The 24,003-nt window shown below is 62.6% G+C and carries 22 protein-coding genes; 14 read left to right on the forward strand and 8 right to left on the reverse strand.

Annotated features, from left to right (window positions below; all coding sequences use genetic code 11):
* Positions 1-6: 6 nt before the first annotated feature.
* The 9 genes from LDZ21_RS29795 (at position 7) to LDZ21_RS29835 (ending at position 8,059) form a co-directional block, all read left to right on the forward strand.
* The gene (locus tag LDZ21_RS29795; RefSeq protein WP_244797766.1) at positions 7-1,137 is read left to right on the forward strand and encodes a glycerol dehydrogenase; all 1,131 of its coding nucleotides are present in this window, start codon (positions 7-9) and stop codon (positions 1,135-1,137) included.
* Between the two features lie 20 nt (positions 1,138-1,157).
* Positions 1,158-2,129 (forward strand): C-terminal binding protein, encoded by a 972-nt coding sequence (locus LDZ21_RS29800; protein ID WP_244797995.1) that lies wholly within the window; start codon positions 1,158-1,160, stop codon positions 2,127-2,129.
* A gap of 22 nt (positions 2,130-2,151) precedes the next feature.
* Positions 2,152-2,829, forward strand: coding sequence for an RraA family protein (locus tag LDZ21_RS29805; protein WP_244797767.1), 678 nt, complete (start codon positions 2,152-2,154; stop codon positions 2,827-2,829).
* A 32-nt stretch (positions 2,830-2,861) separates the two neighbouring features.
* A complete protein-coding gene (locus LDZ21_RS29810; protein ID WP_244797768.1) occupies positions 2,862-4,016 on the forward strand; it encodes a mandelate racemase/muconate lactonizing enzyme family protein in 1,155 nt (384 codons plus the stop codon).
* 19 nt (positions 4,017-4,035) lie between these two features.
* On the forward strand, positions 4,036-5,043 hold the full coding sequence (locus LDZ21_RS29815) for an aldose epimerase family protein (protein WP_244797769.1): 1,008 nt from the start codon (positions 4,036-4,038) through the stop codon (positions 5,041-5,043).
* Complete coding sequence (locus LDZ21_RS29820; protein ID WP_244797770.1) at positions 5,040-5,237, forward strand: hypothetical protein; 198 nt, start codon at positions 5,040-5,042, stop codon at positions 5,235-5,237. Before LDZ21_RS29815 ends, LDZ21_RS29820 begins: the two co-directional genes overlap by 4 nt.
* Positions 5,227-6,252, forward strand: a complete 1,026-nt coding sequence (locus LDZ21_RS29825) for a zinc-binding dehydrogenase (RefSeq protein ID WP_244797771.1) — start codon at positions 5,227-5,229, stop codon at positions 6,250-6,252. Before LDZ21_RS29820 ends, LDZ21_RS29825 begins: the two co-directional genes overlap by 11 nt.
* An 81-nt stretch (positions 6,253-6,333) precedes the next feature.
* Entirely contained in the window at positions 6,334-6,564 is a 231-nt protein-coding gene (locus tag LDZ21_RS29830; RefSeq protein ID WP_244797772.1) for a hypothetical protein, read from the forward strand.
* A gap of 112 nt (positions 6,565-6,676) precedes the next feature.
* Positions 6,677-8,059, forward strand: a complete 1,383-nt coding sequence (locus LDZ21_RS29835; protein ID WP_244797773.1) for an MFS transporter — start codon at positions 6,677-6,679, stop codon at positions 8,057-8,059.
* A 137-nt stretch (positions 8,060-8,196) separates the two neighbouring features.
* Here the strand turns inward: LDZ21_RS29835 and LDZ21_RS29840 are convergent, their stop codons facing one another.
* From LDZ21_RS29840 to LDZ21_RS29860, 5 genes are all read right to left on the reverse strand, one after another.
* Positions 8,197-9,513: an MFS transporter gene (locus tag LDZ21_RS29840; protein WP_244797774.1), complete on the reverse strand. Its 1,317-nt coding sequence runs from the start codon at positions 9,511-9,513 to the stop codon at positions 8,197-8,199.
* A gap of 17 nt (positions 9,514-9,530) precedes the next feature.
* Positions 9,531-10,868, reverse strand: coding sequence for an MFS transporter (locus LDZ21_RS29845; protein ID WP_244797775.1), 1,338 nt, complete (start codon positions 10,866-10,868; stop codon positions 9,531-9,533).
* 105 nt (positions 10,869-10,973) lie between these two features.
* Positions 10,974-11,906: a sugar kinase gene (locus tag LDZ21_RS29850; RefSeq protein ID WP_244797776.1), complete on the reverse strand. Its 933-nt coding sequence runs from the start codon at positions 11,904-11,906 to the stop codon at positions 10,974-10,976.
* Position 11,907: 1 nt separating this feature from the next.
* Positions 11,908-12,558, reverse strand: a complete 651-nt coding sequence (locus tag LDZ21_RS29855; protein ID WP_244797777.1) for an RraA family protein — start codon at positions 12,556-12,558, stop codon at positions 11,908-11,910.
* A 96-nt stretch (positions 12,559-12,654) separates the two neighbouring features.
* Positions 12,655-13,884, reverse strand: coding sequence for an L-dopachrome tautomerase-related protein (locus LDZ21_RS29860; RefSeq protein ID WP_244797778.1), 1,230 nt, complete (start codon positions 13,882-13,884; stop codon positions 12,655-12,657).
* A 192-nt stretch (positions 13,885-14,076) separates the two neighbouring features.
* Between LDZ21_RS29860 and LDZ21_RS29865 the strand changes: the two genes are divergently transcribed.
* On the forward strand, positions 14,077-14,754 hold the full coding sequence (locus LDZ21_RS29865; RefSeq protein ID WP_244797779.1) for a GntR family transcriptional regulator: 678 nt from the start codon (positions 14,077-14,079) through the stop codon (positions 14,752-14,754).
* A gap of 68 nt (positions 14,755-14,822) precedes the next feature.
* Positions 14,823-16,574 carry a D-lactate dehydrogenase gene (gene dld, locus LDZ21_RS29870; protein ID WP_244797780.1) on the forward strand — a complete coding sequence of 584 codons (1,752 nt, stop codon included), beginning with the start codon at positions 14,823-14,825 and terminating at the stop codon, positions 16,572-16,574.
* 11 nt (positions 16,575-16,585) lie between these two features.
* On the opposite strand, the gene LDZ21_RS29875 is transcribed toward dld, so the two are convergent.
* Positions 16,586-17,656: a LacI family DNA-binding transcriptional regulator gene (locus LDZ21_RS29875; protein WP_244797781.1), complete on the reverse strand. Its 1,071-nt coding sequence runs from the start codon at positions 17,654-17,656 to the stop codon at positions 16,586-16,588.
* A 177-nt stretch (positions 17,657-17,833) separates the two neighbouring features.
* Here LDZ21_RS29875 and LDZ21_RS29880 point away from each other — a divergent pair, with 177 nt between their 5' ends.
* From LDZ21_RS29880 to LDZ21_RS29890, 3 genes are all read left to right on the forward strand, one after another.
* On the forward strand, positions 17,834-19,492 hold the full coding sequence (locus LDZ21_RS29880; RefSeq protein ID WP_244797782.1) for a GMC family oxidoreductase: 1,659 nt from the start codon (positions 17,834-17,836) through the stop codon (positions 19,490-19,492).
* Positions 19,493-19,573: 81 nt separating this feature from the next.
* Positions 19,574-20,659 carry a mandelate racemase/muconate lactonizing enzyme family protein gene (locus LDZ21_RS29885; protein WP_244797783.1) on the forward strand — a complete coding sequence of 362 codons (1,086 nt, stop codon included), beginning with the start codon at positions 19,574-19,576 and terminating at the stop codon, positions 20,657-20,659.
* Positions 20,660-20,796: 137 nt separating this feature from the next.
* Positions 20,797-21,870, forward strand: a complete 1,074-nt coding sequence (locus LDZ21_RS29890; RefSeq protein WP_244797784.1) for an aldehyde dehydrogenase family protein — start codon at positions 20,797-20,799, stop codon at positions 21,868-21,870.
* Here LDZ21_RS29890 and LDZ21_RS29895 read toward each other — a convergent pair.
* Together LDZ21_RS29895 and LDZ21_RS29900 are read right to left on the reverse strand one after the other, a co-directional pair.
* A complete protein-coding gene (locus tag LDZ21_RS29895; RefSeq protein ID WP_244797785.1) occupies positions 21,836-22,924 on the reverse strand; it encodes an isochorismatase family protein in 1,089 nt (362 codons plus the stop codon). The two genes, LDZ21_RS29890 and LDZ21_RS29895, sit on opposite strands and share 35 nt — an antisense overlap.
* A 72-nt stretch (positions 22,925-22,996) precedes the next feature.
* Complete coding sequence (locus LDZ21_RS29900) at positions 22,997-24,001, reverse strand: ABC transporter permease (protein WP_244797786.1); 1,005 nt, start codon at positions 23,999-24,001, stop codon at positions 22,997-22,999.
* Positions 24,002-24,003 lie beyond the last annotated feature (2 nt).

The following is a 24,003-nucleotide window of genomic DNA, read 5'->3' on the forward strand; positions in this document are numbered from 1 at the left end:
TTTCGAATGAACTCGTCCTCCGTCATGCCGCGCACGAGCGTGTTTCCATCGCGCTACGTGCAGGGCGCAGGCGCATTGAGCACGCTGGATGACGAGCTCGCGCGATACGGTTCATCGGCCGCGTGTCTGGTCGACGCCAACGTGTCCGCGCTGCTCGAAGGTGTGACGGCACGCGCGCAGCGCGTCCGTATCTATGCGCGATGCGTGCCGGCATCGAGCACCGAGCGCGCTATCGAAGACGCGGCCGCGTGGATCCGCGATACCGGCGCGCAAATGGTCCTGTCGTTCGGCGGCGGAAAAGTGGTCGATGTCGGGCGCGCCGCCGCCGACGATCTGCGCTTGCCGTTTATCTGCGTGCCGACCATCGCAGCAACCGATTCGCCCTGCTCCGCGCTCTCCGTGATCTACGACGACGCGGGCCGCGTGGTCCGCGACCGCTTCGTGCGCCGCAATCCGGATCTCGTGCTCGTCGACTCGCAGATCATCGCGAACGCGCCGGTGCGCTTCTTCATCGCGGGCATCGGCGACGCGTTGTCCACCTGGTACGAAGCACAGGCGTGCGCCCGCGCGCATGCCGCGAATCTGTGTGGCGGACGCGGCACGTTGCTGGCGCTTCAGGCAGCGAAGCTTTGCCGCGACACGCTCTTCGAACACGCACCGCAAGCGGTGGACGACTGCCGCGCGAATATTGTCACGCAGGATTTCGATGCCACGCTCGAAGCCACCGTGCTGTTATCGGGCATCGGGTTCGAATCGGCGGGCGTGGCGGCCGCGCACGCGATTCATCACGGACTGGCGGAGCTTCCGTCCTCGCATGACTTCCTGCACGGCGAAAAGGTGGCAATCGGCACGCTCGCATCGCTGTTTTTGTCTGCCGTGCCGGACGAAGAACGTCTTCGCGTGTTCCGCTTTTGCCGCGCTGTCGACTTGCCGTATCGCCTGCGCGAAATCGGCGTGGACGCAGGAGATATCGACGCGTTGACGACCGTCGCTGAACGGGCATGCCGGGCCGGCGAGATCATTCACAACGAACCTTATCCAGTGACGCCAGCGAACGTGGTCGCCGCGCTGATCGCAATGGACCGGTACGCCGAGCGAAACATCGAATGGTGCAACGCATCGCATAACAACCCATAAAAGGAACGACCTTGTTCAAAGTGTATGTGACGGATTACGACTATCCCGATCTCGCCATCGAAAGCAAGATTCTCGAATCCATCGGCGCGCAAGTAATCGGCTTGCAGTCGCGCACGGGAGAAGGCCTCGCGGAACTCGCCCGCGACGCCGACGCGCTGATGCAGCAATACGCCAAGATTCCCGCCAGCACCATCCGCGCGCTGAAGAACTGCAAGGTCATCGCGCGCTATGGCATCGGCGTGGACATTCTCGATGTCGATGCCGCGCGCGAAGCGGGCATCGTGGTGACGAACGTGCCGGACTACTGCATCGAGGAAGTCGCGGATCATTCCATCAGCATGGCGCTGACGATCTTCCGGTCGATCCCGACGTATGCGGCGTCAACACGACGCGGCGAGTGGCACTGGAACACCTGGAACCGGCCGATTCCTCGCATGCGCGGCAGCGTGTTCGGTCTCGTGGGCTTCGGGCGCATCGCGCAGAACATGGCGCGCAAGTTGAATCCGTTCGGCTTCGATGTCGTCGCCTACGACCCGTATGTGAGCGCGAGCCTGATGGTATCGCATGGCGTGCGCAAGGTCACGCTGGAGGAGATGCTTTCGGAAGCCGACCTGATTGACGTGATGTGCCCGTACACGCCGCAAACGCATCATCTGATCGATGCGAAAGCGCTCGCCGCGATGAAGCCGGGCGCGCTGCTGGTCAACTGTTCGCGAGGCAAGGTAGTCGACAACCGCGCGCTGTACGACGCACTCGTCAGCGGTCATATCGCGGCGGCGGCGCTCGACGATACAGAAGAGGAACCGGCCAAGCAGGCCGACTGGAAGCCCGCCGACAACCCGTTGTTCTCGCTCGAAAACTGCATCATAACGCCGCATGCGGCGTACATCTCGGAGGACGCCCTGCACGAAGCGCGCCGCGTGGCCGCCGAAAACGTGCGTGCCGTTCTGCTCGGCGAAAAGCCGCTCAATCCGGTCGTCTCCGGCTACTAATCCACATACAGGAATCACATTCATGAGCACCATCATCAAGCCCCGTCCCGAAGTCGATACCGAACTCGTCGCCCGCTTTGTCGCGATGTCGGAAGTCATGTCGCTGTCGTGCGTCGTGTCGGATGCGCTGCAACGCAACGGCACCATGCGCCACGACATCAAGCCGAAAGGCGCGAATCGCAAGATCATCGGCACGGCGCTGACGGTGCAGCTCACGCCGGGCGATATCGTCGATTGTCTCGACGTGTTCACCGTGGCGAAGCCGGGCGACGTGATCGTCATCGACGCATTCGGCGAAACCGAAACATCGATCTGGGGCGGCCTGATGACCGGCCTCGCGCGCAACGCGGGGGTGGTCGGCGCGGTCATCGACGGCAGTTGCCGCGACACCGACGAGGCGAAGTTTCTCGATTTCCCTGTATCGGCCAAAGTCGCGGGGCCGCGTCAGGCGCACACCGCCATCAGCGGACGGCGCGAGCCGATCAGCATCAACGTGCCGATTTCCTGCGGCGGCGTGATCGTGAACCCGGGCGATCTGGTCGTCGCCGACGAGATCGGTGTCGCGGTCGTGCCTCAAGCCGACCTCGCCGCCGTCTACGAACGCGCGAGAACCATCGCCGATAACGAAGAGCGCATGCGCGGCATGATCCTCGAAGGCAAGACCTTCCAGGACCTGCTCGAAAAATTCGGCCGCATCTGAAGACCGCCGCCGATAACGTCAGGAGAAGACAGTTGAAGATCGAAAGCGTAGATACCTTCGTGCTCAAGACGGCGCTGGACAAGCCGTTCGCCTACTCGCAGGGATGGGTCACGGGCCGCTCGACGACCGTGGTGCGCATTCGCACCACCGACGGTATCGAAGGGTGGGGCGAGACCTTCAGCGTGGGTTTGCAGCCACCGGAAATCGCCGCCACGGTGATCGACAGCGCGCTCAAGCCGCTGCTGCTCGGGCAGAATCCGCTCGACACCGAAGTGCTGTGGAACACGATGTATCTGCGCACGCGCGACTTTGGCCGCAAGGGCGTGGTGCTCGGCGCGATCAGCGCAGTCGATATCGCGCTGTGGGATATCTGCGGCAAGGTGGCGAACCGGCCCGTGTGGCAACTGCTCGGCGGCGCATTCCGCCAGCGCGTGCAGTGCTATGCGACCGGTTTTTTTCGCCCGATGGGTCAAGGCCAGGCCGCTGAAATGGCGCTTGAAGCGCAGCGTCATCAGGCCGCCGGCTTCTCGATGATGAAGGTCAAGCTCGGCTTCGGCATTGAGGACGACATCGCCGTGATGCAGGCGATCCGCGACGCGCTCGATCCGCAGACCCGCCTCATGATCGACGTGAACCACGCCTACGGCGCGAACGAAGCGATCCGCCTCGCCCGCGCGCTGGCCGACTTCAAGCTGCGCTGGATCGAGGAGCCGGTCGTGCCCGAGGATCTTGCCGGTTATCGGCGCGTGCGCGATGCGATCGATACACCCGTCGCCGGCGGCGAGGCCGAATTCTCGATGTATGGCTTCCACGATCTGTTCAAGGCCGGCGCGGTAGATATCGCTCAGCCCGACATTTGTCTCGCGGGCGGTTTCACGGCGCTCAGGCATATCAACACGCTCGCACAGGTCAACGGCGTGAAGGTCAATCCGCACGTATGGGGTACGGCGATCGGTCAGTATGCGTCGATGCATATGATCGCCGCCACGCCCGACACGCACTACTCGCTGTATGCCGATCAACCGCTGTTCGAATATGACACCTCGTCGCATCCGTACCGGACAACGCTCGTCAGACGGCCGCTCGAACAGCAGGACGGATGGCTCGATGTGCCGGGCGCGCCGGGGCTCGGCTTCGAACTGGATCAGGCATTCTTCGATAAAACGGCAATTCGAATTGGCGCGTGACTCAATCATCCAGGACCGTATGATGCAAGACAACGAACGCTGGACCCTAAGCTGGGCGCACGGCGAGGCCACCGTGCAATCGATGGGCGGCATGCTCGCGCCCGTGCGCTTCGACCTGGGCGCGGGCCGCAGCGTCTCGCCGCTGCATGTCGCGCCGTGGGGCGATGACCCTGCCTGGACCGGACTGATGCGCGCCCTGCGGGGCGAATGGCCCTGCCTGCCGTTCGGCACCATCGATGTTCCGCCCGGTCTGCCGCAAGGCTTCGATGCGCGCACGGCACACGACGAATGGCGTCACGGCTTCAGTTCAAATCACCTGTGGCGCTGTATCGAGCAAACGCCGCACAGGATCGCGCTGCACATCGACTATCCGGCCGACGACCCGGTCGAAAGTCTTGATCGCGTCATCGAAGCGAGTCCCGACGAACCGATGCTCACGGTTTCGCTGACCGTGCGCGTGCGTCGCGACATCAAGCTGCCCTTCGCGCTGCATCCCACTTTCAAGGTGCCGCAAGAAGGCGTGGACGTCGTGGCGTGTCCGTATGATGCGGTGCATACCTATCCGGTGCCTATCGAACCGGCTTATTCGCGCATCGTGACCAACCGGACATTCGAATCGTTGCGGATGCTCGAAACAACGGACGGATCGTTCGATGCGACGCGCCTTCCGCTGCCGCAGATCACGGAAGAACTCGTACAACTCGAGGCTTGCCGGCCGCCGTTCGTGCTTCGCTATCCAGCGGACAGCGCGGAAGTCCAACTCGACTGGGATACGCGCGATTTCCCCGACGCCGTGCTATGGATCAGCAACGGCGGCCGCGACTATGCGCCATGGTCGGGACACAATTTCGCGCTCGGCGTCGAGCCGGTGAACGGCTTCTTCGATCTGGGGCGGGTCGTGACACCGCCGCAGGATCATCCGCTGGCCGGTCGTACCGGAACCACTTTCAAGGCTGGCGAGCCGCGCACGATCCGGTACCGCCTGTCGGCTGCGGCATTTGAAAGCGAACCTTCGGAACGTACATGAACTGGTCCATCGAATACCGCGTTGAATGGACATCGACCGGGCCGGGCGATCGGCCGCCGGCATCGTCATCGGAAGACGTATTTGCCGCGTTGTTCGCCGATGGCTTCGCGGGCGTCGTTTTCGATCGTATTCATACGGACGACGCCGCGAGAGATACGCCTCGCCACTACAAGGATGCTGCGAATGCAAGATGAAGTTTCGATGCCCCGGACCTGGCAGGCGTGGACGTGGACCGGCCACGCCGATCCGCTCGCCCTCGCGCTGCAAACGGTGGCCGCCGCGCCGCTGCAAAGCGGACAGGTGCTTGTGCGCAATGCCGTCATCGGCCTGAATCCGGTGGACTGGAAGGTGCTCGGCGGCGATCTCGTCGACTGGCAGCCGGGCAAGGTGCCGGGCGTCGACGGCGCGGGCGAAGTCGTCGCCATCGGTGCCGATGTGCCGCGCGAGTGGCTCGGCAAGCGCGTGGCCTATCACACGAGTCTGGCGTCGCCGGGCAGCTTCGCCGAGTACACGCCGGTCGATGCGCGCGCGCTGCTGACGTTTCCCTCCGCAGTGGATTTCGACACCGCCGCGAGCGTACCGTGCCCGGCGCTGACCGCGTGGCTCGCGCTCGACAAGCTGCCGCCGAGGCGGGAAGCGCGCATTCTAATCAGCGGCGCGGGCGGCGCGGTCGGTCTCTACGCGGTGCAACTCGCCGCAATGCAGGGTTTCGAAGTCAGCGTGATGTGTCATCCGCGGCATTGGGATCGTCTGCGCGCGCTCGGCGCGAGCGAATGTTTCGAAGCGCCGCTAGATGCGGACAGCGAGTGGCCGCAAACGCAAGCGAGCCGTTTCTTCGCCATTGTCGATGCCGTCGATGCCACGCACGCCGCGCGCCTGTCGCCCGCGCTCGCCGCGAACGGGCATCTCGTCTGCATTCAGGGACGCGTCGAAGGGTGGCCGAGCCCGCCTTTCGGCCGAACCCTGTCGCTGCATGAAGTCGCGCTGGGCGCGATGCATCAGCATGGCAGCGATGCGGACTGGGCGCGCCTCGTCGATGCAGGCAACCGCATTCTGCAACTCATCGCCGACGGGCGGATAAAAAGCGAGCCGCTATTGACCGCGAGCTTCGACGCACTTCCCAATCGACTCGAAGCATTGCGTCATCGCTCGGTGTCCGGCAAGTCGGTCGTCGCGCTTTCGTCGTTTCGTCATGCCGTCAGTCTCTAGCGCCGGAATCCAGGCAATATGCAAAGCTCCAAACGACACGCGGCTGCCGCCGTACTGAATGCAGTGGATACAGTGGCTTCAATGGCCATTGAAAAAACAGCCGTGCAAGTCGAGGTGACGTCCGGCGAACTCACGACGCTCATCGCCGCGCTCGATGCGTTGCTCCGCGAACGCGGGATGGCTTACCGGATTGCATCCGACTATCTCCTCCAGCAAGATCAACCGATCGATCAACAGTCGTTCGGGATTTCGAACATCATGCGCATCAAGCGTTCGCTCGAAGAACGACTCAGTCCGGTCAACCGGGTCTGAAACCGCCCTGTTCATTCAACTCTTCAGTCGATGCGTGCCGCCGCATATCGCATGCGATGCGGTGTGTCACGGCGCTCAACACACGAAATCGAGAATCACAGGAGACGTGTTCATGTTGCACACGAAAAATAATTCAGGCGCTACGCCGACGCCCAAACCTGCCGGACGCCAGCGATGGATGGTGCTCGGCCTTCTCTGCCTCATCGCGCTTGTCAACAACATCGACCGGTTGACCTTGTCGATTGCGGCGCCCGCCATGCAGCATGAACTCGGTTTCACGGCGACGGATATCGGCTTGCTGGGCAGCGCATTCTCACTCTTCTATGCGTTCGGCCAGTTGCCGTCCGGATGGTTCGTCGATCGCTTCGGTCCGCGCAAATTGCTGGGCATATCCGTCGTGGTATGGAGCGCCGCCACCGCGGCGATGGGCGCCGCGCATTCGATCGGGGCATTCCTTTTTGCGCGCGCGTGGCTCGGCGCGGCCGAATCGCCGTCGCTGCCTTCGACGAACAAGATCGTCACGCAATGGTTTCCGAAAAAGGAACAAGGCATCGCCAACGCCAGTTGGGATGCCGCGCTGAAGGTCGGCCCTGCATTTCTGACCTTCGCACTCGTCTTCATCGTCGCCGAGTTCGGCTGGCGCACGATGTACCTGGCGGCGGGCGTCGCTGGTGTCGTGGTCGCCATCGTGTTCCTGTTCTGCTACCGAGATGTCGATCGAAACGCCCGTTTGAGCAGAGAAGAACGCGCCTATATCGCACAGGACGGGGAAGTTCGAGCCGCCGCCAATACCGTGCGCGTTCCCTGGGCGGCCATGTTCAAACGCCAGAGCATGTGGGGAATGATGGCAGGCTTCTTCTGCAATCTTTGGGTCTATCAGATCTTCCTGGTTTTTATCCCAATGTTCATTATCGAGCAGTTCGGCGTGAAGTTTTCTTCGTTGGGCCTTGCAGCCAGCGTGCCCTGGATTGGCGCGATCATCGGCGACATCGTGAGCGGGATCGTCTCTGGAAAGCTGGCTGAACGGTCTGGATGGACAACGCTCAAGGCGAAGAAGGTGACCATTGTTGCCGCGCTGCTGTTTCAGGCCGTTGTGCTCGCACTGCTTCCGCTCAACGCTGTGTTCGGCCAGTCAGCGGGGCTGCCTGTTGCGGTCATTTTGATGGCCTTCGCGCTGGGATTCAATGGTGCCGTGGTTGCGCATGCATGGTCGCTGCCGGCCGAAATCACAACCTATTCAACCGTTGCGTCGGCTGGCGCGGTGCAGAATTTCGGCGGCTTTCTCGGCGCTACTCTGTCACCTTTGGCCGCGGGCATGATCGTCGACGCCACGCATTCATTCACCTTCGTCTTCCTGTCTTCGGCGGTAGTGTCAGTGCTTGGCGCGATCGCCTATCATTTTTTTGTGCGCAATCTCATCATCTCGGACAAAACGCCGAACCCGTTTCAAGACGAGGGAAAACAGAAGTCAATCAGCGGATACGAGCGTGGCTGAACGTGACTCGTCATGAGGACGGCAGAGGACGCCATCAAACTCGCGCTCGAACTCGGCAAGTTCGAGCGCCCGCCCACGCAATCGCCTGGAAACTGACTTCGCTGTTCGTCCGAGCTTGAGACGCCGGAAATGTGCATTCAGGTCGCTGCATCGACGGCTTGCCTTTCCTCGTCCGCCGGTCCCGGAATCGGTTCAATGCGCCCAAGGACGAAGACGATTGACAAAATCCCAAGGGAAATGACGGCGCCTGCGACCCAGAACGCGTTCTCGAACGAATGCGTCGCGCTGACGATAAATCCTGTCAGCGCGGGCGCCACCGCGCCCATGACATTACCGACGCAGTTCATGATGCCGGAGACCGTCCCGACGCCACCCTGCGGCGCGATGAGCGATGGTATAGACCACGTGACCGCACCCGCGATAGCCAGGCCGCCGAGCGAGATCGAGATCCATGTGATAGCCCATTTCGGATTGCCGGTGCCGATTACTCCGAGAATCGCAAGCGCGCAGACCATGCCGAAAATCAGCACCGCCTTGCGCACACGGCTTTCGTCGAGCCCGCGCGCAATCATGCGGTCGACGATCCAGCCGCCGATGAAAACATCGGTGAACGTCGCCCACGCCCAAGGAATCATCGCGTAGCCCGCCGAGTGAAGCACGCTCATGTGCATGGTCGTGACCAGATAGCTCGGCAGCCACGTCAGGAAGAGGTAGAAGGCGTAGTCGTAGGCGGAATAGCCGATCGTCAGGCCCCACACTTTTTTGTTGGTGAGCAGATAGCCGAGCATGCCCGCGGTGCCCGTCGCCGATTGTCCTTCCGGCGTCGCGCCGCCGCGCTGGATATACGCGAGTTCTTCGCGCGCGAGCCGCGTGTCCTTCGATGGATCGCAGTAGACGATGCAGAAGCCCGCGAAGTAAGCAAGACTCAGCATCGCCGATACCCAGAAGCCCCAGCGCCAGCCGAACGTCACCACGACGACCGCGATCAACGGCACGCCGATCACGTTGGCGAATTTCGCGGATGCATCGAAGATCGATGTCGCGAGCGCGCGTTCGCCGCGCGGGAACCAGTATCCCGTCGCCTTCGAGCTTGCGGCGAGTCCGGGCGCTTCGGCGACGCCAAGCAGAAAGCGCGCCGCGACCAGTCCGCCGAAGCCGCTCGCCAAAGCCGTAATGACCGACGAGACCGCCCAGAGAAACGCGCCCCATCGCCCGACGCGCGTCACGCCGTAACGGTCGAGTACGACGCCGGCTGGAATCTGCAAGAGCGCATACGCCCACGAGAACGCGCTGAACAGAATGCCGAGGTCGCCGGGCGTCAGCTTGAACGCCTCGCTGAGTTGGGGCGCGGCGACCGAGAGCGTCACGCGGTCGATGTAATTCACCAGAATGCCGATGCCGATAAAAATCCCGATCCACCAGCGGCGACGCGGCACGGATGTGTTGTGGCTCATGTCTGTCCTCCGGTATGTCAGTTCGCGCGCCGGTTGGGGACGCCGCCCGTATCACGCGGCGATGGCCCGCGCCGTTCGTCTGCGCCGCCCGAGAGCAGGCTGACGATCGCCGCGAGTAGCGCCGCCGCCGCGAGGATGCCCAGGCCCGCCGCATAGCCGGAAGTCGTCGAGCGCACATATCCGAGCAGGTACGGACCCGCGAAGCCGCCGAGATTGCCGATCGAGTTCGCCAGCGCAATGCCGGCTGCCGCCGCCGTGCCGCCGAGGAAGGTCGTGGGCAAGGCCCAGAACGACGGCAACGCGCCATAACCGCCGATGGCGGCGATCGTCAGGCCGAGCAGGATCATCGGCACCGAAGACGAAGTGGCGGCCAGTGCAAGCCCCGCCGCCGCGACGGCGCACGCACACGCGAGATCCAGCCGATATTTGCCGCGCCGGTCGGCCGCGCGCGACCACACGACCATCGTCAACGCGCCCACGACGAACGGAATGGCATTCGCGGGCCCGATCCACGCATCGGCCACGCCGAGCGTCTTCATGATCTGCGGCTGCCACAGCACCATTCCGTTATTCGCGGTGACGATCAGGAAGTAGATCGCGCCGAGCAACAGCACGCGCGGATTCGCGAGCGTTCGCAACACGCTCGCCTTGTGATGCAACTCGCGTGCGGCGGCTTCGCTCTCGATGCGCGCGGTGAGCCACTTGCGTTCGTCGTCATCGAGCCATGTCGCCCGGCGCGGCGAATCCGCGAGATAGCGCAGCGTCACGAAACCGAGCAGCACGGACGGCAAGCCTTCGATCACGAAGAGCCATTGCCATCCCGCGATGCCGGCCATCCCGTCCATGCGCAGGATAAAGCTTGACACGACCGAACCGAGCGCGGTCGAGACCGGATTGGCGAGCATGAAAAGTCCCACGACCTGCGCGCGGTATCGCGACGGAAACCAGAACGTGAGGTACAGGATCACGCCCGGGAAGAAACCCGCTTCGGCCGCGCCCAGCACAAAGCGCAAGACCATGAAACTGGCCGGGCCGTGCACGAACGCGCCGCATGCGGAAATGAGGCCCCAACTGATGAGAATGCGCGCGAGCCAGACACGCGCGCCGGTTTTCGCCAGCGCGAGATTGCTCGGCACTTCGAAGATGAAATAGCCGATGAAGAAGATGCCCGCCGCCCAGCCGTACGCATATGACGACAGGCCGATGTCCTTGTTCATCGTCAGCGCCGCGAAGCCTACGTTGACGCGATCCAGGAATGCGAAGAAGTACAGCAAAATCAGAAACGGCAAGAGCCGTCGCGTTACCTTTTTCATCGTGCGCTGTTCGAGCGCAAAATTTTCCTGATGGTCGATCATGACCTGTCCCCTCGCCTGCTTTTCGGCGACATCTGTAATGTGTTATCGATCGATGCAGCCGGTCATCGTGCTGGCGTCAAATAGCGATGACCGGCCGCCACAGCGTTAGCCTGCGGACAGCATGGCGCGCACGTCGCCGGGACGCGGAATCGGCGCGACCGCGCCGTAACCTTGCGTCGACAACGCGGCGGCGGCATTCGCGTAACGCGCTGCGTCTTCGGCGCTGTCGCCCGCCGCGAGCCGCGTGACGAACGCGCCGTCGAAGCAGTCGCCCGCACCGGTCGCATCGACGACATCGACCTTGTGTCCTTCGATCCGAACGCGCGATTCGCCTTGTGCCACGAGCACGCCGTCGCCACCCAGCTTCAGGCAAACGGTCTGCGGACCGAGCGCGAGATAGTGCCGGACGATCGACTCGGCATCGTCGAGTCCGGTGAGCGTCTGCGCGTCTTCGAGACTGGGCAGCATGTAGTCGGCAAGGCGCGCGGTGGCATCGACAATGGCCCGTGCGCGAGTCAGCGGCCAGAGCTTGAGCCGCACGTTCGGATCGAACGTCACCGCGACGCCTTCGCGCTTCGCGTGCTCGACCGCCGCCAGCACCGCGTCGCACGCGCTTTCGCTAATCGCCTGGCTGATGCCGGACACGTGCAGATATCGCGCGCGGCCGATCACGTCGAGCGGCACGTTCGCGGGCGACAGACGGCTCGCCGCCGATCCGCGCCGCAGATAGCTGAAGGCATGGCCGCGCTGGTCGTGCGTGACGAAGTACACGGCGGTATGCGCTTCGCGATCCGTCGCGACGCCGCTCGTATCGACGCCTTCGTCGCGCCATAGTTCGAGGAAGCTGCGGCCGAACGCATCGTCGCCCAGGCGCGTGATATAACCGACGCGTCCGCCTTGCCGCGCCGCCGCCACGCAGAAGTTCGACGTGTCGCCACCGAAGCCTTGCAGGAAGTCGCGCGCGTTAGCCCGTGTCTGGTTGAACTCAATCATCGGCTCGCCGATTGCGACGATTTCCGCTGCGTTATTCGCCGTCATGTCAGATGCGGCCATACTTCGCGAGCCCCTTGCGCAAGGACTTTTCACCGATGATCAAACGTGCCTGTTCCAACTCGCGCTCATCGATTTCCTGCGACAGCTTCAGCACGGCGTCGGCATGTTCGCGCGGCACGACGATGACGCCATCGATATCCGCCACGATGATGTCGCCCGGATGCACTTTCACGCCGCCGCAATCCACCGGCACGTTCGCGGCAAGCGTCGTGAAGCGGCCGACCGTCGTTCCCGGCGACACGGAGCGCGAATAGATCGGGAAATCGTAATCGCGGCGAATTTCGGTCAGATCGCGCACGCCACCGTCGAGAATGGCGCCGACGTGTTCGTTCGCCACCGCGCCCGCCGTCATCAGGCCGCCCCAGACGGCGACGTTCGTTTCGCCGTAGATGCCGATCACGATCACGCTGCCGGCCGGCGATTCGTCGATTGCGTCGAGCGCGTGCTGCGGCGGCACTTTTTCGTGCGTCGGCGCTTCGAGAATGGTGACGGCGGGACCGACGATCTTCTTGTCGTTGATACGCGGTTTGATCGATTCATCCATATATCCGCGCACGCCCGCGATCTGATCCACCGCATCGGCGACGGAAGCCGTGGCGACATTCTCGAAACCCTTGATCAATTCTGCCAGTTCCATTTCATGCTCCTTACGTTAGTAGTACACCTAATCAGTAGATCGACAAGCATTTCGGGCGAAATGCTTTATGCCGATCGAGTCAGTCTTGCTGGTCCTCTACTTCGCGGTATAACTGCGGTCGTTCGCTTCGATCTTCCAGATGCGGAAATTCGGCACGGCAGGATGATCGAAGTCCATCGCGTTATCGACCCATTTGTTCAGATGCCCCGACACCGCGTACAGCGATCCGTCCGGGGTCCAACTCAGCGTATCGGGCCACGCCATTTCCGGATGAATCGCATAAGTCGAGATGGCGCCGGTCTTGGCGTCGCGGAACATGAGGCCGTTCATTTCGAGCGCCGTCATGTAAAGGTTGCCCTGGCGGTCCGCGATCATGCCGTCGGTATTCGACGGCAGCGTCGCCACGCGTTTCACCGCCGTGCGCAGCGTGGATTCGCTGGTGTGAAAGTCACGCAGCAATGCGGTATCGAGCGAATAGAGCGTGTGGCCCGAGAGATTCGTCCAGTAGAGCGTGCGCTTGTCGCCCGACAGCGCAATGCCGTCCGCGCCCGTGCGCATCGGCGTTTTGCCGAGCACCGGTTCGTTGTCGATGCGGAAATGGAAGTCGGCTTCATCGGTCGTGAAGACGGTCTGATCGAGCACGCGGCGCGCGCGATTGGTCTTCTGGTCATACACGATCAACCCGCCGTGCAGATGGTCGCAAAAAATGCCCGAATCCGTGATGTACGCGAAGCCGCGATCGTTATCGACGACGACATCGTTGAGGAACGAGCACTTCTTGTCGGAGTCGGCGTCGTTGAATTCGTAGCGCTGGATTTCGCGGTTCGTCTTCAAATTCCACAGCACAAGTTTTTCCGCTCCCGGCGTCGATGGCTGCCCGGCGATGTGCCCCTGATCGAGAATCCACATCACGTCGTTGCGGTCGATTTCGAAACCGAGCACGGACTGCAACGCCTGGCGATCGCCGACCTTGTTCATCGCTACGTTCGGAAAGGGCTGGAGTTCCCAGCGTCCCTTCTTCTGCACGAGTTTCGACAGCGTGGCGGGCACGTCGGGGCCGCCCCAGCGCGCGGTGCTGACGTACATCGTGCCTTTCGAATCGACTTTCACGCCTTGCAGCAGGACCTTCTTGTATGTCTGATTGCTGTCGTACGCCTGTTCGGCCTGAGCGTCGCCGAGATCGTAGGGCAGTCGATTCCACTCGGCCACCACTTCCATAAGCGGCGGATGCGACGCCGCGTTCATCGGGCCAGCCGCGAAAGCAGTTCCGCTCGTGATGATCAATGCACTTACCAGCACGTGCTTGATACTGCGAAAGTCACGCATGTGTCTCCTCCGTTCGAGTTTTCGATGTTGTTCGGACGACGCGGCTTCGAAGGCACCGGCATTCGTTAACTGATATCTTAGATATCAATTCTTGGTCGTGCAAGCGGCCCGTGCTAATATTCCTAAAACATTCCGGTGCTTTTATGCAGGCACCATCCCGGTCATACGACCCATCGTCGATGCCCTTTGAATATGAAGATCGAAAAGCACGTCGAGCGCCCGAAGTCGTTGACCGCGATTGCGAAGGACATGATCCGCGACGCAATCGTCGATGGCGAATTACCCTTCGGCAGTCAGTTGTCGGAGAGTGCGCTCGCGCTCAAATTCGGATTCAGCAAGACGCCGGTGCGCGAGGCGCTGTTGCAACTCAAGCTGGAAGGACTGGTCGAAATTCTTCCGCAATCGGGCACGCTGGTGTTCAAGCCGACCGAAGAGCAGGTTCGCGAGATCTGCCGGTTTCGGGAGATCATCGAACTGTCGGCGCTCGAACTGGCCATGCGCCGTGACGCCAGTGCGCTTGCGCAGCGTCAGACGGCAGCGCTCAAAATGGTACGGGACGACGGCTTGAGCGAGGACGTGCGCCATCGCATTCAGGACGCTCAATTCCACGGCGCGATTCTCGAATGCTGCGGCAACGCCTACTTGCAATCCGCCTATCAACTCGTCGCCGACAAGATTCAGGCGCTGCGCGCGCGGCTTGCCGTAGGCGACAAACCCGTCGGTTCATGCGACGAAATGCACGCGGAAATCATGCGGCTGATTCGCGAAGGCAACGTGCGTCGCGCCTGCACGGAACTGCGTGCGCATATTCGCAGCACGGAAGATTCGTATATTCGTGCAAGCAAGATTGGCGAGAGCGACGGAGCTTGATGCAGCAGGCGCTATTTCCGCTGCCGACGCATTCGCACTAACGCATAAAGCACCCTCAGCTTCCAATCATGCAAGAACTCATTCAGTCGCTCGGCGACATCGTTGGCACCCGATTCGTGTTTACTGCTTCGACTGAAACGCGCCGTTTCCGGCAAGGGTATCGCTATGGTGGCGGCGAGATTCTTGCGGCCGTGCAGCCCGGAACGCTGGTGGAATTCTGGCGGGCGTTGCAGGCCTGTCATCGTGCTGGAGTCATCGTCATTTGTCAGGCGGCCAATACAGGTCTGACGGGCGGATCGACGCCCGCCTCCGATGGCTACGACCGCCCGGTCGTCGTCATCAACGGAATGCGTTTGCGGCGGCTCGATCTGATTCGCGACGGCGAACAGGTGATCTGCCAGCCCGGCGTGACGCTGGATAAGCTTGAAAAGCGCCTGCAAACGATCGGACGCGAACCGCATTCCGTGATCGGCTCGAGTTGTATCGGCGCTTCGGTGACGGGCGGCATCTGCAACAACTCGGGCGGCTCGCTGATTCGGCGAGGTCCGGCATACACGCAGTTATCGATTCATGCGCGCATCACGGCGGAAGGCGAGTTGCAACTCGTCAACCACTTGGGAATCGATCTGGGCGATTCCGCCGAAACCATACTCGCGCGTCTGGACGCGGGCGAACTCCCCGACGATATCCCGGAAGCCGACGGACGGCTCGCCTCCGATCACGAGTACGGCACGCATGTGCGCGACATCGCGGCATCGACGCCCGCGCGTTTCAACGCCGACCCGCGCAGACTTTACGAAGCATCGGGTTCGGCCGGGCGCCTCGCGGTCTTCGCGCTGCGGCTCGATACATTCGCGGCGGACGAACACACGCAAGTGTTCTACATCGGCAGCAACGATCCGGCCGAACTCGAAACCATTCGCCGCGATATCTTGGGCGGTTTCGCCAGCCTGCCGATTGCGGGCGAATACATGCATCGCGGCGCGTTCGATATCAGCCGCCGCTATGGCAAGGACATGTTCCTGTACATCCGAAAGTTCGGCACAGACAAAGTAGCCGGTGCATTCGCCGCGAAAAGCCGCTTCGACGGACTGACCGAAAAAGCCGGTCTCGGCAACGCCATCAGCGACCGCTTGTTGCAGGCGGCAAGCCGTCTCTTGCCCGAGCACTTGCCGCGCCGCCTCATCGATTACCGCGACCGCTTCGAACATCATCTGTTGCTGAAGATGGGTAACGATGGCGTGCAGGAAGCGCGCGCCTATCTTCAATCGCGCTTCCCGACGCAACAGGGCGACTTCTTCGAATGCACGGAGGAAGAAGGCAAAGCCGCGTTTCTGAATCGTTTCGCCATCGGCGGGGCGATGGTCCGTTATCGTGCCGTGCATCCGCGAACCGTGGAAGATATCGTCGCGCTGGACATCGCGCTGCCGCGCAACACGACGGACTGGTTCGAGCGCCTGCCGCCGCACATCACAAAGGACATCGAGTTCACGATGTACTGCGGCCACTTCTTCTGCCACGTGCTGCATCAGGAATATCTGGTGAAGAAAGGAGCGGATTGCGACCGGATCAAGGACGACATTCTCGCTTTACTGGCGGCGCGCGGTGCCGAATATCCCGCCGAGCACAACGTCGGGCATCTGTATGAGGCGAAGGCGTCGCTCAAACGGTTCTACGAAGAACTCGACCCGACCAACACTTTCAACCCCGGTATCGGCAAGACGTCGCGACTGTTCAAATGGGGCAAGCCGGGCTACGGCTGCGGTTGCGCGGCCGACGATGCATCCGAAGCCGCGCCAGCTTCCGCGACACTAAAGTAGAAGCCCGCCCATCAACGCTTGAGTTTGCGACTGCTCGCGGCACGCGGCGGCGCCGTACTGCCGCGCACTTTCAGTTCGGCTTCGAGGCCGACGAAACGCGGCGCCAGTTCCGCGCCCGCTTCGATCCGTTCCAGCAGCGTGCGCGCCGCGACCACACCCGTGTCGTACTTCGGCTGAGATACGGTCGTCAAATCGATCAGCGGATGCCCTGACAGAAAGATGTCGTCGAAGCCGGCGACGGAGATGTCGCCAGGCACCGACAAGCCTCTCTCGCGCAAAGCGCCGAGCACGCCGATCGCCATCAGGTCGTTGGCCGCCACGATCGCCGTCGGCGGCCGCGCCAGGTCCACGAGCGAATGACCGGCGCGCGTGCCACCGTCGATGGTGTAATCGCCGTTCATGACGAGCGCAGGGTCGACCTGAAGCGATGCGCGTTTCATGGCGCTGCGATAAGCGCGATACCGCTCGCCCGCGGAACTCGAATCGCGCGCGCCCTTCACGAACGCAATACGCCGATGTCCCAATCCGAGCAGATGCGTCATCAACGCCGTCATTCCGCCCCGGCTATCGATTGCAACATGATCGCCGGCCAACGCATCGCTTTTCCGGTTGATCATGACGAGCGGCGGAACTCGCGCGAGATCGAGTTCCGCCGCTTCGTCGCCAGTGAGTTTCTGCGCGACGAGAATCAGCCCGTCCACATGCTTGTCGATGAGATTGCGTAAATACGCGACCTTGCGGTCCGACTGCGAACCCGTGCTGCACAAGATCAGGTTGTGGTGCCGCTCCCATAACGCGTCTTCGATGCCGTGCAGCACTTCGGGCGTGAACGGATTCGCGATATCGCCGACGACCACGCCGACGGACCACGTGCGGTTCATCCTGAGGCCGCGCGCCGTCGCCGATGCAACGTAGCCCAGTTCCGTCACCGTCGCGAGCACGAGTGCACGTGTTTCCTGCGCGATGTGGCGCTTGCCCGCCAACACGTTCGATACCGTCGCGGGCGACATGCCGCACGCCGAGGCCACATCGAGGATGGTCGGCCGACGGCCCGCGCCAGAATGCGGTTTGGTTCTGCTCACGTTTTCTGCTTCCTCGACTCGTGGTTTACCCCGCAGACTCAACGCTGCGATTGCCGCGCAATCATAAAACGTTTTATGCTCACAGCGTCGTAAAACGTTTAATGACCGCGGAAAATCGTATGAAAAGCGTGGCCCGGTTTGTTGCTACGCAGACAACCCATATCATGGAGAGCGCGAGTGCCACGCGAGGAATTCGACTTTATCGTGGTGGGCGGCGGTGCATCGGGATGCGTGAGCGCCGCCCGGCTCGTCACGCAGGGCGGCTATCGCGTGCTGCTGCTCGAAGCCGGGCCGTCGCATCATCACCCGTTGCTCGACTCGCCGCCCGGCATCTTCAAGCTGATCCACGGCAGCAAATACATGCGCTATCACACGACGGTGCCGCAGGCGCATCTCGACGGTCGCGCACATGAGATTCCGCAGGGCAACGTGCTCGGCGGCGGTTCGTCGGTGAACGCGCAAGTCTATATGCGCGGGCGTCCATCCGACTACGACGCCTGGCACGCGATCCTGCGCGGTAACGCCGATCCTGTCGACTGGAGCTGGAACGCGGTGCTGCCGCACTTTCGCGCCATCGAAGGCAACGAGCGGCTCAACGACGCACGGCATGGCGTCGATGGCCCGCTGCTGGTGTCCGATCCCGGTCATATCGACGACTTCTCGCGCTGGTTCGTGCAGACGGTGCAGGCGATGGGCGAGCCCTTTAATTCCGACTTCAACGGGGCATCGCAGCGCGGCGTGGGGTTCTATCAGTTCACCAATCGGCGCGGGCGCCGGAGCAGCGCGGCCTATGCGTACATCGAACCGCTCGCTGGCGATCGCCGGCTCACCGTGCGGCTCGGCGCGGAAGTGTCGCGCGTGATCGTCGAGAACGGTGTGGCGACGGGCGTGGCGTACCGTCAGGGCGGACAAGAGCATGTCGTCCATGTGAGGGGCGAAGTCATCGTCAGCGCGGGTGCGCTGGTCACGCCCAAGTTGCTGATGCTCTCGGGCATCGGCCCCGCCGATCATCTCGAACATCACGGCATTCGTTGCAATGTCGATCTACCGGGCGTCGGCTCGAACCTGATCGACCATCCCGAAGTACCGATGACGGCGATGGCGAACGGCAAATACGGCTACTACCGGCAAGGCGTGGGCTGGCGCATGCTGAAGAACGGCCTGCAATTCCGCATGTTCGGCACCGGGCCGATCCTAACCGCCGGTTTCGAAGCAAGCGCGTTCGTCAATCCGCTCGATCGCGACGGCGAGCCGACGATCCAGGCCTTCCCTATTCCCATCGTCTATCTGGACCGTCAGGCGCACGGCGCGTTGCAGGACACGTACGGACTCACCATCATGACGGTGGTCGTCAAGCCGAAGTCGCGCGGCTACGTCAGGCTTCGCTCGGGCAATCCGTCGGACATGCCGCTGGTCTCGCCTCATCTGCTCCAGCACGAGGACGACATGCGCATGATGATCGCGGGGCAGCGCTTCTTTCTTGATGCCTTCAGGACCGAGCCGCTCGCGCGGCGGCTGGCGCGCATCGGCATGCCGCTGCAGGAAGACGACGACAGCCTGCGGCAACACTGCAAGCGCTTCGTCAAGACCAACTATCACCCGGCGAGCACATGCAGGATGGGCGCGGACGGCGACCCGATGGCCATGCTCGATGCGCGCATGCGCGTGCGCGGCGTGCAGGGCCTGCGCGTATGCGATATGTCCGCGGTGCCCGACATCAACGCGGGCAACACGAATGCGCCCGCGATGATGCTCGGCAAGCGCTGCGCCGATTTGATTCTCGACCAGGCGCGTCCGCAGGCCGTGGCCGCGAGCGCGCTCGATACGACTCACTGAACGTTGATCACTGAGCGTTGATTCGCGCATCGACGCCATGCGATGCACGTTTAAACTTCATCCCCAACCGAGGCTTTTCCGATGGCAAGCATCCGTGAAGTGCAGAGCGATTACTTCCGCATTCCCCTGCCCGTGCCGCTGTCCGACAGCACGCATGGCCTGATCCCGAACTTCGAACTGGTGACGATCCGTGTGCGCGATGCGGACGGCGCGGAAGGCGTCGGCTATACGTACACGGTCGGGCGTAACGGCCGCGCGGTACAGGCGTCGGCGCTCGAAATCGCCGAACTGGCGCGCGGACACGACGCCGATCTCGTCGAATCGCTCTGGCAATCGGTCTGGTGGGCGCTGCACTATGGCGGACGCGGCGGCCCGACGGTGCTGGCGCAATCCGCGTTCGACATGGCGCTCTGGGACCTCAAGGCCAAGCGCGCGAAGCTTCCGCTCTGGCGCCTGCTCGGCGGCTTCGATTCGAAAGTGCCGGTTTATGCGGGAGGCGTCGATCTGGACTTTCCGCTGGAGCAATTGTTGAAGCAGGCGGAGAGTTTCCTTTCTAAGGGCTATCGCGCGATCAAGATGAAAGTGGGCCGCAAGCATCTGAGCGAAGACGTGCAGCGCGTCGCCGCCATGCGCGAATTGCTGGGCGACGGCTTTCCGCTGATGGCCGACGCCAACATGAAATGGTCGGTCGATCAAGCCATTCGCGCAGCGCGCGCGCTGACGCCGTTCAATCTGGTGTGGCTCGAGGAACCGATCATCCCCGACGATGTTGCCGGGCACGCGCGCATCGCCATCGAAGGCGGGTTGCCGATCGCCACCGGCGAGAACATGCGGACCATCTGGGAGTTCAAGCAGATGATCGCCGAAGGAAAGATCAGCTTTCCCGAACCGGACGTGACCAATTGCGGCGGCGTCACGCCCTTCATGAAGATCGCGCATCTCGCCGAAGCGCACAACCTGCCCGTGACCTCGCACGGCGCGCACGACGTCACCGTGCACCTGCTGGCGGCCGCGCCGAACCGCACTTATCTGGAGGCGCATGGCTTCGGCATCGAGCATTACATCGCCGAGCCGCTGAAGATCAACGAGGGCTTTGCCATCGCGCCGGAACGGCATGGACACGGCATCGAATTCGACTGGCAGAAGCTGGGCGCGTTGACGACATGATGAGCGGGCAAATGCACTGTTCATGTTGCTGTCTCCTTTCGTTTGAGCGGCCACGTCATGCCGTCGAAAGCGCGCGCTGGATCGAAGGCGAGATTCTGCCCGGCGATGCACCGCGCGAATAGCTCTGGATCCAGTGCGTGCCCTTCGGCGTGGTCGCGGCGATGACCGCGTGGAATTTCCCGGCGGCGCTGTTCGCGCGCAAGGTCGGACCGGCGCTCGTGGCGGGCAATGCCATCGTCGTCAAGCCTCACGAATTCACGCCACTGAGTTCGCTCTATCTCGCCGAACTCGGCGCGCGCGCGGGCATTCCCAAGGGCGTGCTCAACGTCGTGCTGGGCGCGGGCCGTGAAGTCGGCGCGCATCTCGTCACGCACAACCATACCGATCTTGTATCGCTCACCGGCAGCGTGCGCGCGGGCGGTGAAATCTATGCGGCCGCCGCGCCGAAGCTCAAGCCATTGCGGCTGGAACTGGGTGGCGAGGCGCCGTTCATCGTGATGGAAGATGCGGATATCGATGCCGCCGTCGCCGCCGCGATGGCCGCGAAGTTCTTCGCGGGCGGTTCGGTCTGCACGTCGAACGACCGCATGTACGTTCACGAGCGCGTCTACGATGCGTTCATGGAGAAGTTCCTGAAGGCGGTCGGCGCGCTTCGCGTCGGCGATCCGATGACCGACGTGCAAGTCGGCCCGCGCATCAGCCGCGGCGAAGTCGAAAAGCTGGAGCGCATCGCCGCGAACGCGACCGCGCAAGGCGCCACGAAGCTCTGGCAGCACGAAGGCGCGGAAGCGTTCTATTCACGCGGTCACTGGTTCCTGCCGACGATCTTCTCGGTGCCGAACAACGACTTGCGCATCATGAAAGACGAAACCTTCGGCCCGATGGTCGCCGCGATGAAAGTCTCGGACTTCGATGAAGCCCTTCGATACGCCAACGAATCCGATTACGGGCTCTCCGCCTGTGTGTTCACGCAGAACAACGCGCGCATCATGCGTTGCGTCGGCGAGTTGAATTTCGGCGAGATCTATATCAACCGGCCCGGTGGCGAGAGCGTTCACGGCTTTCACACGGGTTACAAGAATAGCGGGCTGGGTGGCGAGGACGGGCGGCACGGCATCGAAGGCTTCATGCGCAAGAAGACGATGTATAACCGCTTCGGTTGTTCGTTCTCTGGCTCTAACGCGAGAAACGAATCATGTCGGAGCGCGTGAGCGTGACGTTCGTGCTCACGCCAGCCGGCGCATTCGCCAGCACCCACGCCGCCGAGACTTCACCGAAGGGATCCTTGCTCGACATGCCGTCGGTCGGCACCACGACCTTGAAGCCGCGCAACGCGGCCTCGCTCGCCGTGTACAACACTGCGCCGTGCGCCATCGTGCCCGTAACGATCACCGTCCAAATGCCTTTCGACTTGAGCGCCGCTTCTAGGTCGGTCTTGAAAAACTTGTCCACGCCGGACTGCACGACGGTCTCGTCGCCCTTGGCCGCGATCGAGGGTGGGACCGCCGCCAAAGTGCCGGCGCTCGTCAGGCTATAGACGATCATCAGATTTGCCTGCCGCGAGCGCTTAAGAAGGCCCTCGACGGCAGGCAGCGACTGCGCGCAGGTCGGGCGCTCATGATCGTTACAGGTCTGCGTGTCGAAGTCGAGCAGCAACAGCGCGGTGTGCGACGGATCGGTCACGTCGAACGGCTTCAATGGCGGCGGCGACGGCATTTGCACCGATGTCCAAGCCGAAATGATGTCCGCGTGCGCCGCGCCGGATAACGCGAAGGCGAGCGCCAGGATGCTTCGCGCTGTCAAAAAGTTACGCATCGTTTCTCCGGGAGAGCTGAATAGATGAATAACCGGGGCCGCAGCCAATCGCATCCGATTGCCTGGCGCGCAGGTCGGGGCGAAGCGCCAATTGCCACATCGGGAGGCGATCGCTGATGCGCCCGGCACGACGAAACCCGACATGCAAGCGCCCGTCGAACGATAAAGCAAGCCGACGAGAAATCCTGCCAGCGCCGCGCCGCGATCCGCTCCCTTGCCGTTAATGATGCCCGACGCCGGACCGATCGCGTGCGGTTCGATCGACAATTGCAGAATCGGACAGACGTTCGGCGTGTAGCTGTTCGAATAGAATCCGAGCGCGATGGTGATAACCGCGAGCTTCGCGTCGCCGCACAGCACGATCGGCAGCGTCATCATCAGGAAGCCCGGCACGAGCAGGCCGATCGCGGTGCTCGGCTCGCACTGCCGGTGCGGTCCCGGGTCCATCATATTGGTCTTCCGTCTGCTACTTTCTGTCTGGCGTCCATTGTGCGCTAATTGCGGCGCGACCACTCACGCGTTTCAAGCATCCGGATCGAGCCTTGCGTTGATGGCAATCGCCAGAATGATGAGCACTCCGCTGATCGCATCCTGTATATGCGGCGAGACGAGCAGGATATTTAGGAAGTTGCTCAACGTCGCGAGAAACAGCACGCCGACGAACGCGTTGCGTATCGACCCCTTGCCGCCCGCCAGGCTCACACCGCCTACGACCACGGCCGCAATCGTGCCGAGCAGGAAGTTGTCGCCGGAGGTGGGCGCGACCGACCCCGTGCGCGCCAGAAACAGAAAACCCGCGAGGCCGGAAAGCAGACCCGACAGCGTGTAGATGGCCACCGTCGTGCCCTCCACCGAGATACCGGACAGACGCGCGGCGCGACCGTTACCGCCCAGCGCATACAGCACCACGCCGAGCTTGCTGCGCGCGAGCAGCACGCCGATCACCGCGGTTAGCACCAGGAAGATGTAGACCGGCACCGGCAGCGTGAAGACGCGCGTCGCGCCGAGATCGGCGAAAAAGGCGTCGGGGTTGTAAATCGGCGCGCCGCCTGTGAATAGCATCGCGACACCCGATAGTACCAGCGCCATGACCAGCGTCGCGATGAACGCGGGAATCCGCAATACGACCACCATCAGACCGTTGATCACGCCCACGAGCGCCGCGCCGATCATCGCGATGGCGATGGCCGGCAGAAAGCCGACATACGGCAGCGCGTTGGACATGCTCATCTGTTGCTGCAACTCCGATCCCGCGCCGCCCATGAAGATCGCCGACGCCACCATCAGCGCGACGATCGACAGATCGATGCCGCCCGTGAGCATCACCAGCGCCTCGCCGAGCGCCAAGACGCCGATCACCGAACTCTGGAACAGGATGTTCGAGAGATTGCCGGGTTCGATCAGACGGCCGCGTGACACAGCAGTCCCGACGACGAGAAACAGCGCGAATACGAACACGATCGCGTTCTTGCGCACCAGCGGCGAGCGCCACCAAGTTTCGTGCGTGGGTTGAGCCAAGGTCGTCATCT

It is taken from the genome of Caballeronia grimmiae (assembly GCF_022879615.1).
Classification (GTDB): domain Bacteria; phylum Pseudomonadota; class Gammaproteobacteria; order Burkholderiales; family Burkholderiaceae; genus Caballeronia; species Caballeronia grimmiae.

Bases quoted from the DNA above. Each gene is read 5' to 3' on its own strand.
- LDZ21_RS29795 (WP_244797766.1), top strand. From the start codon at position 7: ATGAACTCGTCCTCCGTCATGCCGCGCACGAGCGTGTTTCCATCGCGC.
- LDZ21_RS29805 (WP_244797767.1), top strand. From the start codon at position 2,152: ATGAGCACCATCATCAAGCCCCGTCCCGAAGTCGATACCGAACTCGTC.
- LDZ21_RS29815 (WP_244797769.1), top strand. From the start codon at position 4,036: ATGATGCAAGACAACGAACGCTGGACCCTAAGCTGGGCGCACGGCGAG.
- LDZ21_RS29820 (WP_244797770.1), top strand. From the start codon at position 5,040: ATGAACTGGTCCATCGAATACCGCGTTGAATGGACATCGACCGGGCCG.
- LDZ21_RS29825 (WP_244797771.1), top strand. From the start codon at position 5,227: ATGCAAGATGAAGTTTCGATGCCCCGGACCTGGCAGGCGTGGACGTGG.
- LDZ21_RS29830 (WP_244797772.1), top strand. From the start codon at position 6,334: ATGGCCATTGAAAAAACAGCCGTGCAAGTCGAGGTGACGTCCGGCGAA.
- LDZ21_RS29835 (WP_244797773.1), top strand. From the start codon at position 6,677: ATGTTGCACACGAAAAATAATTCAGGCGCTACGCCGACGCCCAAACCT.
- LDZ21_RS29840 (WP_244797774.1), bottom strand. From the start codon at position 9,513: ATGAGCCACAACACATCCGTGCCGCGTCGCCGCTGGTGGATCGGGATT.
- LDZ21_RS29845 (WP_244797775.1), bottom strand. From the start codon at position 10,868: ATGATCGACCATCAGGAAAATTTTGCGCTCGAACAGCGCACGATGAAA.
- LDZ21_RS29850 (WP_244797776.1), bottom strand. From the start codon at position 11,906: ATGACGGCGAATAACGCAGCGGAAATCGTCGCAATCGGCGAGCCGATG.
- LDZ21_RS29855 (WP_244797777.1), bottom strand. From the start codon at position 12,558: ATGGAACTGGCAGAATTGATCAAGGGTTTCGAGAATGTCGCCACGGCT.
- LDZ21_RS29860 (WP_244797778.1), bottom strand. From the start codon at position 13,884: ATGCGTGACTTTCGCAGTATCAAGCACGTGCTGGTAAGTGCATTGATC.
- LDZ21_RS29865 (WP_244797779.1), top strand. From the start codon at position 14,077: ATGAAGATCGAAAAGCACGTCGAGCGCCCGAAGTCGTTGACCGCGATT.
- dld (WP_244797780.1), top strand. From the start codon at position 14,823: ATGCAAGAACTCATTCAGTCGCTCGGCGACATCGTTGGCACCCGATTC.
- LDZ21_RS29885 (WP_244797783.1), top strand. From the start codon at position 19,574: ATGGCAAGCATCCGTGAAGTGCAGAGCGATTACTTCCGCATTCCCCTG.
- LDZ21_RS29895 (WP_244797785.1), bottom strand. From the start codon at position 22,924: ATGATGGACCCGGGACCGCACCGGCAGTGCGAGCCGAGCACCGCGATC.
- LDZ21_RS29900 (WP_244797786.1), bottom strand. From the start codon at position 24,001: ATGACGACCTTGGCTCAACCCACGCACGAAACTTGGTGGCGCTCGCCG.